Annotated in this window: 13 protein-coding genes; all 13 read left to right on the top strand. The window is 69.0% G+C overall.

The annotated features are described in order from the left end of the window. The first annotated feature begins 65 nt into the window (after window positions 1-65). The 13 genes from paaA (at window position 66) to AWU67_RS02530 (ending at window position 12864) form a co-directional block, all read left to right on the top strand. The gene (gene paaA / locus AWU67_RS02590) at window positions 66-1070 is read left to right on the top strand and encodes a 1,2-phenylacetyl-CoA epoxidase subunit PaaA (RefSeq protein ID WP_199922377.1); all 1005 of its coding nucleotides are present in this window, start codon (window positions 66-68) and stop codon (window positions 1068-1070) included. Then, on the top strand, window positions 1067-1375 hold the full coding sequence (gene paaB, locus AWU67_RS02585; RefSeq protein ID WP_067226389.1) for a 1,2-phenylacetyl-CoA epoxidase subunit PaaB: 309 nt from the start codon (window positions 1067-1069) through the stop codon (window positions 1373-1375). Before paaA ends, paaB begins: the two co-directional genes overlap by 4 nt. Further along, window positions 1372-2211, top strand: coding sequence for a 1,2-phenylacetyl-CoA epoxidase subunit PaaC (paaC, locus tag AWU67_RS02580; protein WP_067226387.1), 840 nt, complete (start codon window positions 1372-1374; stop codon window positions 2209-2211). The genes paaB and paaC overlap by 4 nt, the downstream gene beginning before the upstream one ends. Further along, window positions 2205-2729: a 1,2-phenylacetyl-CoA epoxidase subunit PaaD gene (paaD, locus tag AWU67_RS02575; protein WP_067226385.1), complete on the top strand. Its 525-nt coding sequence runs from the start codon at window positions 2205-2207 to the stop codon at window positions 2727-2729. The genes paaC and paaD overlap by 7 nt, the downstream gene beginning before the upstream one ends. Continuing rightward, window positions 2730-3842 (top strand): 1,2-phenylacetyl-CoA epoxidase subunit PaaE, encoded by a 1113-nt coding sequence (gene paaE / locus AWU67_RS02570; RefSeq protein WP_067226383.1) that lies wholly within the window; start codon window positions 2730-2732, stop codon window positions 3840-3842. Window positions 3843-3864: 22 nt separating this feature from the next. Further along, on the top strand, window positions 3865-4641 hold the full coding sequence (locus AWU67_RS02565; protein ID WP_067226381.1) for an enoyl-CoA hydratase/isomerase family protein: 777 nt from the start codon (window positions 3865-3867) through the stop codon (window positions 4639-4641). Window positions 4642-4749: 108 nt separating this feature from the next. Further along, window positions 4750-6150 (top strand): glycoside hydrolase family 1 protein, encoded by a 1401-nt coding sequence (locus AWU67_RS02560; RefSeq protein WP_067226379.1) that lies wholly within the window; start codon window positions 4750-4752, stop codon window positions 6148-6150. A 56-nt stretch (window positions 6151-6206) separates the two neighbouring features. Next, entirely contained in the window at window positions 6207-6902 is a 696-nt protein-coding gene (locus AWU67_RS02555) for a protein-L-isoaspartate(D-aspartate) O-methyltransferase (RefSeq protein ID WP_234407331.1), read from the top strand. 96 nt (window positions 6903-6998) lie between these two features. Further along, on the top strand, window positions 6999-8219 hold the full coding sequence (locus tag AWU67_RS02550; RefSeq protein ID WP_234407330.1) for an ROK family transcriptional regulator: 1221 nt from the start codon (window positions 6999-7001) through the stop codon (window positions 8217-8219). A 205-nt stretch (window positions 8220-8424) separates the two neighbouring features. Next, the gene (locus AWU67_RS02545) at window positions 8425-9771 is read left to right on the top strand and encodes an extracellular solute-binding protein (protein ID WP_067226376.1); all 1347 of its coding nucleotides are present in this window, start codon (window positions 8425-8427) and stop codon (window positions 9769-9771) included. Further along, window positions 9771-10769: a carbohydrate ABC transporter permease gene (locus tag AWU67_RS02540; protein ID WP_082716720.1), complete on the top strand. Its 999-nt coding sequence runs from the start codon at window positions 9771-9773 to the stop codon at window positions 10767-10769. The genes AWU67_RS02545 and AWU67_RS02540 overlap by 1 nt, the downstream gene beginning before the upstream one ends. Further along, on the top strand, window positions 10769-11590 hold the full coding sequence (locus AWU67_RS02535) for a carbohydrate ABC transporter permease (RefSeq protein WP_067226374.1): 822 nt from the start codon (window positions 10769-10771) through the stop codon (window positions 11588-11590). Before AWU67_RS02540 ends, AWU67_RS02535 begins: the two co-directional genes overlap by 1 nt. A 2-nt stretch (window positions 11591-11592) precedes the next feature. Further along, window positions 11593-12864 (top strand): 6-phospho-beta-glucosidase, encoded by a 1272-nt coding sequence (locus tag AWU67_RS02530; RefSeq protein ID WP_067226373.1) that lies wholly within the window; start codon window positions 11593-11595, stop codon window positions 12862-12864.

The following is a 12864-nucleotide window of genomic DNA, read 5'->3' as shown; positions in this document are numbered from 1 at the left end:
AAGTATCGTGTTCATTTGCGGATGCCCAGCGCGTCCAGAGCGAGGAGGCTCCCGTGGCTGATCCACTGCGCCAGCTGCACGCGGCACACGAACCGGACGACGATCCGGACGGTTCTGGCCAGCGCCGCTTCGACGAGCTCATCGCCGCCGACAGCCGCATCGAGCCGAGCGACTGGATGCCGGCCGCCTACCGCAAGACGCTCGTGCGCCAGATCTCCCAGCACGCGAACTCCGAGATCATCGGCATGCAGCCGGAGGGCAACTGGATCACCCGCGCCCCCAGCCTCAAGCGCAAGGCGATCCTGATGGCGAAGGTGCAGGACGAGGCCGGTCACGGCCTCTACCTCTACTCCGCCGCACAGACGCTCGGCACCGACCGCGACACCATGTTCGAGCACCTCATCACCGGCAAGGCGAAGTACTCCTCGATCTTCAACTACACGACGCCGACCTGGGCCGACATGGGCTCGATCGGCTGGCTCGTCGACGGCGCCGCGATCTGCAACCAGGTGCCGCTCTGCCGCGCCTCCTACGGGCCGTACGGGCGCGCCATGGTGCGCATCTGCAAGGAAGAGTCCTTCCACCAGCGCCAGGGCTTCGAGATTCTGCTGGAGCTCATGCGAGGCACCCCCGCGCAGCGCGAGATGGCGCAGGAATCGGTGAACCGTTGGTACGCCCCCGCGCTGATGATGTTCGGCCCGCCCGACGCCGACTCCCCCAACTCGCAGCAGAGCATGGCGTGGAAGATTAAGCGTTTCAGCAACGACGAACTGCGCCAGCGCTTCGTCGACATGCTCGTTCCCCAGGCCGAGATCCTCGGCGTGACACTGCCGGACCCCGACCTCAAGTGGAACCAGGAGCGCGGCCACTACGACTTCGGCGAGCTCGACTGGAACGAGTTCACCGAGGTGCTCGCCGGCCGTGGGCCCGCCAACGCGATCCGGGTCTCCCGCCGGCGCGCCGCCCACGAGAACGGCGAGTGGGTGCGCGAGGCAGCCCGCGCCTACGCCGACAAGCAAGCGAGCCTGGCCGCGGCCCAGGCCCCGACCCACGAATGGATGGCATCATGACCAGCCCCGGCGACTCCGGCGAGCGCGAGCAGTGGCCCCTCTGGGAGGTCTTCGTCCGTTCCTCCCGCGGCCTCTCTCACGTGCACGCTGGCTCCCTGCACGCCCCCGACGAGACGATGGCCGTGCGCAATGCGCGCGACCTCTACACCCGGCGGGGCGAGGGCGTCTCCATCTGGGTCGTGCGCGCCTCGGCGATCACGGCATCCGACCCCGACGCCAAGGGCGCCTTCTTCGAGTCCCCACAGGGCAAGGAATACCGCCACGCCACCTACTACACCGAGTCAGACACGGTGCCCCACCTATGAGCGGTCACAGCAACCGGGCGATCGGGACCGCGCTCACGCCCGAGTCGATCAAGCAGAGCATCACCGACACGGATGCCGGGGCGAGCGACGCCGTCGCGCGCTACGCCCTCGGCCTCGGCGACGACGCCCTCGTGCTCGCCCAGCGGCTCGGCGAATGGGTCACGAACGCGCCAGAACTCGAAGAAGATGTGGCGCTGTCCAACATCGCCCTCGACCTGCTCGGCCACGCGCGCAGCCTGCTGACCTATGCCGGCTCCGCCTGGGGCCAGAGCGAGGACGACCTCGCCTATTTCCGGGACGAGCCGCAGTTCGTCAACCGGCAGCTGTTCGAGCAGCCGAACGGCGACTTCGCCCAGACGATTGCCCGCCAGCTGATCGCCTCGGCCTACTTCATCGGGTTGTACCGGGCACTGTCAGCATCCCCGGACCCGATGCTCTCCGGAATCGCCGCCAAGGCGCTCAAAGAGGTCGACTACCACCTCGACCACTCGGCGCAATGGCTGCTGCGCCTCGGCCAGGGCACCGCGGAATCGCACCGCCGCATGCAGCGCGGCCTCGACACCATGTGGGTCTTCAGCGACGAGCTCTTCAGTGACGACTCCCTTCCGACCGGCCAGGATGCCGCCGCTCTCGCCGGCATCGCCGTCACCCCGTCCTCGCTGCGGGAGGGCTTCGACGCCCTCGTGCCGCGGCTGATCACCGAGGCCGGGCTGACCGTGCCGAGCGCCCCCTACGCCCGCGGCGGCGGCCGACTCGGTGTGCACACCGAATACCTCGGCCCGCTGTTGGCCGAGATGCAGGTACTCGCCCGCGTGCACCCAGGAGCATCATGGTGACCGAACTGGAACGCATCGCCCGCCCCCGGCCGGCCACCGAGCCCGACCGGAGAGTCTGGGACCTCGCCGCGACCGTGGTCGACCCCGAGGTTCCCGTGCTGACCATCGAAGACCTCGGCGTGCTGCGCAGCGCCCACGTCGACGAGCAGGGCGGCGTGCTCGTCGAGATCACCCCGACCTACTCCGGCTGCCCGGCGGTCGACGCCATCCGCGACGACATCACGGCTGCACTCGCCCGCAACGGCTACGCCCAGGTCACGGTCACCACCGTGCTCTCCCCCGCGTGGACGACCGACTGGATGAGCGAGACCGGCAAGACCAAGCTCGAGAGCTACGGCATCGCCGCGCCGCGCACCCGGCAGGCCGGCGGCACCGTGAGCCTCGGCCTCGGCATCCGCTGCCCCCAGTGCGGCTCGCTGCACACGCGCGAGGTGAGCCGCTTCGGCTCGACCTCCTGCAAGGCACACTACGTCTGCCAGCGTTGCCAGGAGCCGTTCGACTACTTCAAGGAGCACTGAGTGGCCAGCGACACAACAACGACCCGGCGCCGGGCCGCGTTCCACCGGCTGAAGGTCGCCGAGGTGCGCAGGCTGACCACCGACGCCATCGCGGTGAGCTTCACCGTTCCGGATGAGCTGCGCGACCAGTATGCCTACGCGCCCGGCCAGTACATCGCGCTCCGCACCGTGCTGGAGGGCGAGGACCTGCGCCGCAGCTACTCGATCTGCCAGGCGCCCGTCGCCGGCGAGCTGCGGGTGGGGATCAAGCGCGACCTCGGCGGGGTGTTCTCCAGCTGGGCACTCGACCACCTCGAGGTCGGCATGGAGTTGGAGGTGATGAGTCCGGAGGGCACATTCACCTCCCGCTTGGCCGACACGGATGCCGCCCACCTCGTCGCGATCGCGGCCGGCTCCGGCATCACCCCGGTGCTCGCGCTGATCGAGAGCACGCTCGGCGCCCACCCGGGCAACCGCTTCACGCTGCTCTATTCGAACCGCACCGTGATGGACACGATGTTCGTCGACGAGCTCGCCGACCTCAAGGACCGCTACCCGGATCGGCTCGCGCTGCACCACCTGCTCACCCGGGAGATCCGCAGCTCCGAGCTGCTGAGCGGGCGCCTGGACGCGCACAAGCTGCGCAGCATCCTGCGCATGCTGATCGAACCGGGCAGCGTCGACGAGTGGTTCCTCTGTGGCCCGTTCGACCTCGTGCAGCTCTGCCGCGACACCCTCGCCGAGTTCGGCGTCGACGCGGACGCCATCCGCTTCGAGCTGTTCACAACCGGGCGCCCGGAGAACCCGTCCGGGCAGAGCGGTCGGCCCGTGCAGGTCGACCCCGGCGACGAGGTGCACACGATCAGCTTCCGCCTCGACGGCACGACGGGCACGGTGACGAGCCCGGTGCACAGCAACGAGAGCATTCTGAACGCCGCCCTCCGGGTGCGCGGCGACGTGCCGTTCGCCTGCGCCGGCGGCGTGTGTGGCACCTGCCGGGCGACCCTCGTCTCCGGCACCGTGGAGATGGCCGAGAACTACGCCCTCGAACCGGACGAGCTGGAGCGCGGCTACGTGCTCACCTGCCAGTCGGTGCCCACCAGCCCCTGCGTCGAAGTGAACTACGACTCCTAACCCCATCTCCACTGGAGGAACCATGACCGTCGAGCTCACCATCGCCGAGGGCGTTGCCGAGATCCTGCTCAACGAACCGGGCAAGCTCAACGCGCTGGACGAGCAGGCGATCGCCGACCTCTCCGACGCGTACACCCAGGCCGCCGAGGCGGGCGTGCGGGCCGTGCTGCTGCACGGGGAGGGCCGTGCGTTCTGCGCCGGCCGGGATATCTCGAATGTCGACCCAGCGACAGATGACGCCGAGGGCTACCTCTCCCGGGTGGTGACTCCGCTGCTGACCCAGATCGACGCCTTCCCCGCCCCGACCTTCGCGATCGCGACGGGGGCGTGCCTGGGCATCGGACTCGGCCTGCTGATCGCCAGCGACGTCGTCTACGTCGCCGACACCGCCAAGATCGGCTCCCCGTTCGCGAACCTCGGGGCAACACTCGACTCCGGCGGCCACGCCCTGTTCTTCGAACGGCTCGGCGCCCACCGCACCCTCGACCTCATCTACACGGCCGAGCTGATCAGCGGCACCGAGGCCGTGCAACTCGGCCTGTTCAGCCGGGTCGTGCCGCAGGCCGAGATCCTCGCATTCACCCGCGCCCGGGTGAGCCGGGTCGCGGCAGGAGCCACCCAGGCGTTCCTGGCGAGCAAGCGGCTCGTGCACCAGCTGCGCGATGAGCGGGTCGGCCTCTGGCCCTCGCTCGCCGCCGAGAACGCCGCCCAGGGGGCGCTCGGCGGCAGCGCGGACTACGCCGAGGGTTTCGCGGCCTTCCAAGAAAAGCGGAAGCCGGTGTTCACCGGGCTGGCGTGACCCAGAAAGCAACAGTGGGTCACCTGACCCAGACGCTTGACTTAGTCCGGGATGTCGGCGATCCTCGTAGCAGCACCGCATTCCTGACAACGCCGTCGAGAGGCCCCCATGAACCAGCCGTCCGCGCTCCCCGTTCTGCCTGAGGGTTTCGTCTGGGGGGTGTCAACGGCCGCCTACCAGATCGAAGGCGCGGTGACAGAGGACGGCCGCGGGCCGACATCCTGGGACGCCTTCTGCGCGGAGCCCGGCCGGGTACTGAACGGCGATAGCGGCGAGGTCGCCTGCGACCACTACCACCGCTACCCGGAGGACATCGCCCTGATGGCCGACCTCGGGGTGGACGCCTACCGCTTCTCGTTCGCCTGGAGCCGCATCCAGCCCACCGGGTCCGGCGCCGTGAACCCGCTCGGCCTGGACTTCTACGACCGCCTGGTCGACGGCCTGCTCAAGGCGGGCGTCACGCCGTCACCGACGCTGTTCCATTGGGACACCCCGCTGCCGCTCGAGCAGGCTGGCGGCTGGCTGAACCGTGACACCGCGCTGCGCTTCGGCGAGTACGCCGGCATCGTCGGCGAGCACTTCGCCGACCGCATCCCTCGTTGGATCACGATCAACGAGCCCGTCGTGCTCACCATGCTCGGCTACGGTGCCGGCATCCAGGCCCCCGGCCTGCGGCTCGGCTTCGAGGCCCTCCCCGCCGCGCACCACCTGCTGCTCGGGCACGGACTCGCGGTGCGGGCGCTGCGGGCGGCCGGCGCCGACAACATCGGCGTCGCCAACAACCACGCACCCACCTGGGCTGCCGGCGATGACCCGGCCGACCAGCAGGCGGCCGGGCTCTACGACCACATCTCCAATTGGATCTTCGCCGACCCGATCCTCACCGGCGCCTACCCGGAGGCCATGGCCGGCATGCTGCCCGATGTGCCGGCCGAAGACCTCGAGATCATCTCCAGCCCGATCGACTGGTACGGCATCAACTACTACAACCCGACCAAGGTGGCCGCTCCCGGCTACAGCGCAACCCAGGGCGACGCTGACGGCCCGGCCCTCATCGACGGCCACGAGCTCGACGCCGGCCTGCCGTTCGAACTCGTGGACATCGACGGTTACCCGCGCACCGACTTCGACTGGCCCGTCATCCCGGCCGGCCTCACCGAGCTGCTCGTCTCGTTCCGGGAGCGCTACGGCGACGCGCTGCCCCCGATCTACATCACCGAAAACGGCGCGGCCATCAACGACGAGCCGGATGCCGCCGGCCGGGTCACCGATCAGCGCCGCATCGACTATACCGACGCGCACCTACGTGCCATCGCCGATGCGGTCGACGCGGGTGTCGATGTGCGCGGCTACTTCCACTGGTCGCTGATGGACAACTTCGAGTGGGCGGTCGGCAACTCGATGCGCTTCGGCCTCGTGCACACCGACTTCGAGACCCAGACGCGCACGCCCAAGGATTCCTTCCACTGGTACCGCGACGTGATCGCCGCGAACCGCGCCCGGTCGTAGCCACCGCACGGGCCGCGGGCGTGGCGGGCGGCCCCGCACGGTGCTGTACTGGAGGGGTGAGCGAGTTCGACTCGCGCCGGGCCGAGATGCTCGAGTGGCACCTGGCCCGACGCGGCATCACCGACGCCCTGGTGCTCGGAGCGATGGGCTCCGTGCCGCGCGAGGAATTCGTGCGCGCCGAGCTGCGCGGGCAGGCCTATGCCGACCACCCGCTGCCCATCGGCGACGGCCAGACCATCTCGCAGCCCTACATCGTGGCGCTGATGGCCCAGGCCGCCCGGGTCGACGCGGGCAGCCGGGTGCTCGAGATCGGCACCGGCTCCGGCTACGCGGCGGCCGTGCTGGCTGCCATCGCCGGCGAGGTCTGGTCGATCGAGCGGATGCCGCGGCTGGCCGCACGGGCGGGCGACCTGCTCGCACGCCTCGGCTACACGAACGCCCACGTGCGGCTGGCGGACGGCACGCTCGGTCTGGCCGAGCACGCGCCCTACGACGCGATCATCGTCTCGGCGGCCGGGCCTGCCGTACCCGAAGCGCTTCGCGAGCAGCTCGCACCAACCGGTCGGCTGGTGTTGCCGCTGGAGGATGTGAGCGGCTGGCAGACCCTGGTGGTGGTGCACCGCGGCGATCCTGCGAGTACGGGCACCGCCGCGGGAGAGTGGGAACACGAGTCCCTGGGCGGCGTGCGATTCGTGCCGTTGATCGGCGAGCAGGGCTGGGATTCGGAAAAGAATCTCTGGAGCCCTTTCTAACAAGAAACTTTCCTGATACCTTTGCGGCACAGTGCAGACGGCAGTGCAGACAGCAGCCGCCGGCGCCGTGCAATTCATGATCGCAAGGGAGCAGTCGTGGCAGTGAAAAACGCGCAAGGCACACCGGGCTGGCTCGGCGCGGTCAACGACCGCACCGCGTTCTCGCTGCTGCTCGAGCACGGCGTGCTGACTCGCAACCGCATCGGAGAGCTCTCCGGGTTGTCGAAGCCGACCGCCGCCCAGATCGTGACCAGGCTCGAAGAGGCCGGACTCATCTACGAGGCCGCACAGATCTCCGGCGGCCGGGGCCCCAACGCCGCCGGCTACGCAGCACACACCGACCGCGTGCTCGGCGTCGCCGTCGACGTCACCCCCACCGCAATCCACGCCACCGTCGCCGATGCCCGCGGCACGGAGTATCCCGTCGTGACGCTCCCCGTCGTGACCCTGCCCGTGGCGCAGCACCCCGCCACACGTCCAGCGCCCGGACGCAGTGCGCTCAGCGACATCCGCGCGGCCATCGACGCCGCCAGCCTGGCCGCCGGCACGAGCCCAGAGGCGGTGCAGCGACTGCACATCGCCGTGCCCGGTGCCGTCGACCCGCGCAGCGACGAGCTGAGCTTCGCCAACAAGCTGCCCGGCTGGCCGCGCCGCGGCCTGCGCGCACACCTGGAGGACGGCCTGGCGCGCACGGTCGAGATCGACAACGACGCCAACCTGGCCGCGATCGCCGAGCGCACCCGCGGCGCGGGCATCGACTCCCCCGGGTTCGCGCTGCTCTGGATGGGCAGCGGCCTCGGCGTCTCCATCGACCAGGGCGGCAGCCTGATCCGCGGCGCGTCCGGCGGCGCCGGCGAGATCGGCTACCTCCCCGTTCCCCGCTCCGCGGCCGAGCTCGACCCGGTCGCCGAAGACCTGCAGGACCTGATGGGCGGCACCGCCGTCTCCCGGCTCCTGCGCTCACACGGTGTGCAGGGACGCACGCTCGACGACCGGCTCGAACGTTTCGCGGAGGCCCCGGCCGCCGCGCGTTCGGCCGCGCTCGCCGAGCTGGCGCCCCGCATCGCCCTCGGCGCGCTACCGGTGCTCGCCGTACTCGACCCCGGCACGATCGTGCTCGGGGGCCCGATCGGCGCGGCCGGCGGCAGAGCGCTCGCCGACCTCGTCCGCACACACATCCGCAGGTCCAGTCGTTGGGCTCCGGATGTCGTCGCCACGACCGTCGGGGCGCATCCGGCGCTCCGCGGTGCACACGACGCCCTCGTCACCGATGTGCGCACATCGCTGCTCGAGAACATCACCGCACTCTCCGCCTGACAGCCCCGTTCACCAGCACGCTGCGCCCTCCGCCACCCGGCGGTATTCGTCGAGCCGTCCGACGGCCCGCCCCGCGGCGAGCGCCGAACGGCCCAGCACACCGTTCCCGCACCACGATCCACCCAGCACAGATCCACCCAGCGCAGATTCACCCCACACAGATCCACCGTTCCTTGGCATCACCAACCGAGAATCGAGTTCACCCATGAAGCTTCACAGCATCCCCGGCCGAATCGCCGTGATCGCCGCACTCTCCGGGGCCGCGGCGCTCACCCTCGCCGGCTGCAGCACCGCCAGCACCGGCAGTGAGTTCGAGGCATCCGCCCCGAGCACGCTGAGCGGCACCGTCTCGTTCTGGCACTTCTTCTCCGACAGGGAGGCCGAGGTGATCCAGTCCGTCGTCGACGACTTCGAGGCTGCGAACCCCGGCGTCACCGTCGAGGTGCACGAGGGCCAGGACGACGAGAAGCTGCGCAAGGCCATCGCCACCGGCGACAAGGTCGACTTGGGCCTCAGCTACTCGACCGATGTCGTCGGCAACTTCTGCTCGACCGGCGCATTCCGCGACCTCGGTGCCGTGATCAAACGGGATTCCGTCGACCTCAGCCAGTTCTCCGATACCGTGCGCAGCTACACGGAGTTCAACGGGGTGCGCTGCTCGATGCCCGTGCTCGCCGACGTCTACGGCCTGTACTACAACAAGGACCTGCTCGCCGCCGGTGGCTTCACCGCGCCGCCGAAGACGCTCTCCGAGCTGCAGGACATGGCAATGAAGCTCACCACATTCAACGCGGACGGCTCCATCAAGACGCTCGGGTTCAACCCGATGATGGGCTGGTACGAGAACTCGGCCGCGCACCTCGGCCCGCTCGGCGCCGCCGAATGGCTGAACGCCGACGGCACCTCCGCCATCTCCGGGTCGCCGGGCTGGACGGAGCTGATGGAGTGGCAGAAGGGCTTCATCGATGAGCTCGGCTACGACAAAGTCAACGCGTTCACGGCCGGCCTCGGCCAAGAATTCTCTGCAGACAACGCCTTCCAGGTCGGCAGCGTCGCGATGAACCTCGACGGTGAGTACCGCACCGCGTTCATCGCAGACCAGGCACCGCAGCTGAACTACGGCACGGCGCCGATGCCCGTCATCGACAGCGACGCCTCGCTCTACGGCGGCGGGTACGTGACCGGCAACATCGCCGGCATCTCCAAGGGCTCCCAGCACCCCGAGCTCGCCTGGGCCCTGCTCAAGTACCTCACCACCGACACGGATGCCATCGTCAAGCTGTCGAACGGCCTGAAGAACGCGCCGACCACGACCGACGCTCTCGCCTCCCCCGCCCTGGAGGTGTCACCCCAGTTCAAGACCTTCCTCGACATCATGCAGAACCCGAACTCGGCGACCACCCCACCGAGCCCGCTCGGAGCCGGATACCAGCAGACGTTCGAGGATTTCTGGCACAGCTACCAGAGCGGCGCCGTCAGCGACCTGCCCGCCGGCCTCGCCGACGTGGACAAGCAGATCAACGACCAGCTGAACCTCGTCAGCGGACCATAATGAGCCGCACACTCGCCCAGCCGGCGAGCAGCACCGTGGGGCGGCCGGTCCCGGCCGGCCGCCGCACGAGCGCTGCGCACCGCCGGCGCACACTCACCGTGTTCGCCCTGCTCTCCCCCGCGCTGCTCGGCCTGGCGATCTTCTTCGTCTACCCGCTCATCGCCTCCGTCTACTACTCGTTCACCCGCTACGACTTGGTGTCACCGCCGGACTGGATCGGGCTGCGCAACTACGAGTACCTCTTCACCCAGGACCCCAAGGTCTGGATCGCGACGCTGAACACCCTGTGGTTCGTCGTCTTCCTGGTGCCGATCAAGATCTTCTTCGCCCTCGGGATCGCCGGCCTGCTGGTGCGGGCGAAGCGGGCCAGCGGCGTCTGGCGCACCGTGTTCTACCTGCCGGCGCTCGTGCCGCCCGTGGCATCCGTCGTCGCCTTCGTGTTCCTGTTCAATCCGGCCACCGGGCCGGTGAACCAGATCCTCGGCGTCTTCGGCATCCAGGGCCCGCTCTGGTTCAACGACCCGGCCTGGTCCAAGCCCTCGCTGGTGCTGCTCGGCATCTGGGTGATGGGCGACATCATGATCATCTTCCTGGCCGCCTTGCTCGATGTGCCGCGCGAGCAGTACGAGGCGGCGTCGCTGGACGGCGCCAACGGCCTGCAGCAACTGCGCTACGTCACATTCCCCAGCATCACGCCCGTGCTCATGTTCGCGGTGATCACCGGTGTGATCGCGGCGTTGCAGTACTTCACGGAGGCGGCCGTGGCATCCGGGGTCGCCAACGGCAAGGCGGTCGTCGGCGAGGGTACGGGCGCCAACCTCGGCTACCCGGGCAACTCGTTGCTGACCTACACGCAGTGGCTCTATGTGCGCGGATTCAACACCTACCAGCTGGGCTATGCGTCAGCGCTGGCCGTGCTCTTGTTCGTCGTCGCGAGCATCTTCCTGATCGCCCTGTTGCGCCGGTTCAAGGCGTTCACTCCGGAGGGAACCGCCTGATGCGCCGCATACTGATGTGGATCGCGGAGAACGCGCTCCTGGTCGGCCTCGCGCTGATCTTCCTCGCCCCGATCGTCTTCGTCTTCCTCACCTCGGTGATGTCGAGCTCGCAGACGCTCACCGCGTCGCTCTGGCCGCAACCATTCGAGTGGTCCAACTACGTGAAGGTGTTCACGGAGGCGCCGCTCCTGCTCTGGTTCGCCAACTCGGCCACCTACGCCATCCTGGCAACCGTGTTCATGCTCGTCTCCAGCGTGCCGGCCGCCTACGTGCTCGCCAAGATCCGGTTCCGCTACTCGAACGTGGTGTTCACGGCCATCATCATCGCGATGCTGCTGCCGCCCCAGGTCACGGCGATCCCGATCTATGTGATGTGGTCGAATCTCGGCCTCACCGGCACGCTCTGGCCGTTGATCCTGCCGAACTTGCTCGGTGACGCCTTCTCGATCTTCTTGTTGCGGCAGTTCTTCCTCACCATCCCGAGCGAGTACGCCGATGCCGCCCGCATCGACGGCAACGGCGAGTTCGGCGTGCTCAGACGTGTCATGGTGCCGATGGCCAAACCCGGCATCGCTGCGACGGGCATCTTCATGTTCTTCCACTCGTGGAACGACTACTTCGGCCCGCTGCTGTACACCTCAGAGAACCAGTCCGCTTGGCCTGTCGCCTACGGCCTGGCCTCCTTCCGCGGCATCCACGGCACCGATTGGGGGCTGACCATGGCGATGACGATGCTCGTGACGGTTCCCATCGTGCTGATCTTCTTCTTTGCCCAACGCGTCTTCGTCGAGGGCATCACACTGACCGGAGTCAAGGGATAACAATGAAACTCACTGTGATCGGTGGCGGATCCACCTACACGCCGGAACTGATCGACGGCTTCGCCCGGCTGAGCGCGGTGCTGCCGATCGATGAACTCTGGTTGGTCGACCGCGACCCGGAACGGCTCGCGCTGGTCGCCGGGATCTCGCGGCGCATGTTCGCGGCCGCCGGGCACCCCGGCCGAATCGTTGCGACCACCGACCTCGTGGCCGGTGCCTCCGATGCCGATACCGTGCTGATCCAGCTGCGCGTCGGCGGCCAGGCGGCCCGGCTCGGTGACGAGACATTCCCGCACGCCTGCGGCTGCATCGGCCAGGAGACGACGGGGCCGGGCGGCTTCGCAAAGGCGCTGCGCACCATTCCTGTCGTGCTCGATGTCGCCGAGACGGTGCGCCGGCATGCCAAGCCGGGCGCTTGGATCGTCGACTTCACCAACCCGGTCGGCATCATCACACGGGCGCTGCTGAACGAGGGGCACCGCGCCGTCGGCCTGTGCAATGTCGCGATCGGCTTCCAACGCCGCTTTGCGGCCCTGCTCGGCGTCGACCACCGCGCCGTCGCTCTGGACCATGTCGGACTCAACCACCTCAGCTGGGAGCGCGGCGTGCGGGTGCAGACGGCGGGAGGAAGCATTGACCGCCTGCCCGAGCTGATCGGTACCCGCCTGGACGCCCTCGCGGAGGAGGTCGAACTGCCGGGACAGCTGATCGACATGCTCGGCGCCGTTCCGAGCTACTACCTGCGCTACTACTACGCCCACGACACGGTGCTGGCCGAGCAGCGGGTCGAGCAGCCGCGGGCGCTGGCCGTGATGGAGGTGGAGCGCGCACTGCTGGAGGTGTACGCCGACGAGAGCGTGCACAGCAAGCCGGCCCAGCTGGAGAAGCGCGGCGGCGCCTTCTACTCGGAGGCCGCCGTCGACCTGATCGCCTCGTTGCAGAGCGACCGCGGAGACGCGCAGGTTGTGAACCTGGCCAACAACGGCACGCTGCCATTCCTCCCGGACGACCATGTCATCGAGGTGCCGGCCACCGTGCACGGCGACGGCCTGCGCGCGCTGCCCGTCGCCGCGCTGCCGCCCGACATCGCCGGCCTGATCTCCGGCGTGGCCGGCTACGAACGCCTCGCCCTGGACGCCGCCATCCATGGCGGCCGCGACCGCGTGCTGCGCGCGATGATGGCGCACCCGTTGGTACTGCAGTTCGAGCGGGCAGAGAAGCTCACCGACCTGCTGCTGGCCGACAACCGCGACCACCTGGCCTGGGCGCGCTGA

This window comes from Microterricola viridarii, assembly GCF_001542775.1.
GTDB classification, from domain to species: Bacteria; Actinomycetota; Actinomycetes; order Actinomycetales; family Microbacteriaceae; genus Microterricola; species Microterricola viridarii_A.
The sequence above is the reverse complement of the archived record's forward strand: the minus strand, read 5'-3'. Positions and strand labels throughout refer to the sequence as shown.

Bases quoted from the DNA above. Each gene is read 5' to 3' on its own strand.
- paaB (WP_067226389.1), top strand. From the start codon at position 1,067: ATGACCAGCCCCGGCGACTCCGGCGAGCGCGAGCAGTGGCCCCTCTGG.
- paaC (WP_067226387.1), top strand. From the start codon at position 1,372: ATGAGCGGTCACAGCAACCGGGCGATCGGGACCGCGCTCACGCCCGAG.
- paaD (WP_067226385.1), top strand. From the start codon at position 2,205: ATGGTGACCGAACTGGAACGCATCGCCCGCCCCCGGCCGGCCACCGAG.
- AWU67_RS02565 (WP_067226381.1), top strand. From the start codon at position 3,865: ATGACCGTCGAGCTCACCATCGCCGAGGGCGTTGCCGAGATCCTGCTC.
- AWU67_RS02560 (WP_067226379.1), top strand. From the start codon at position 4,750: ATGAACCAGCCGTCCGCGCTCCCCGTTCTGCCTGAGGGTTTCGTCTGG.
- AWU67_RS02545 (WP_067226376.1), top strand. From the start codon at position 8,425: ATGAAGCTTCACAGCATCCCCGGCCGAATCGCCGTGATCGCCGCACTC.
- AWU67_RS02540 (WP_082716720.1), top strand. From the start codon at position 9,771: ATGAGCCGCACACTCGCCCAGCCGGCGAGCAGCACCGTGGGGCGGCCG.
- AWU67_RS02535 (WP_067226374.1), top strand. From the start codon at position 10,769: ATGCGCCGCATACTGATGTGGATCGCGGAGAACGCGCTCCTGGTCGGC.
- AWU67_RS02530 (WP_067226373.1), top strand. From the start codon at position 11,593: ATGAAACTCACTGTGATCGGTGGCGGATCCACCTACACGCCGGAACTG.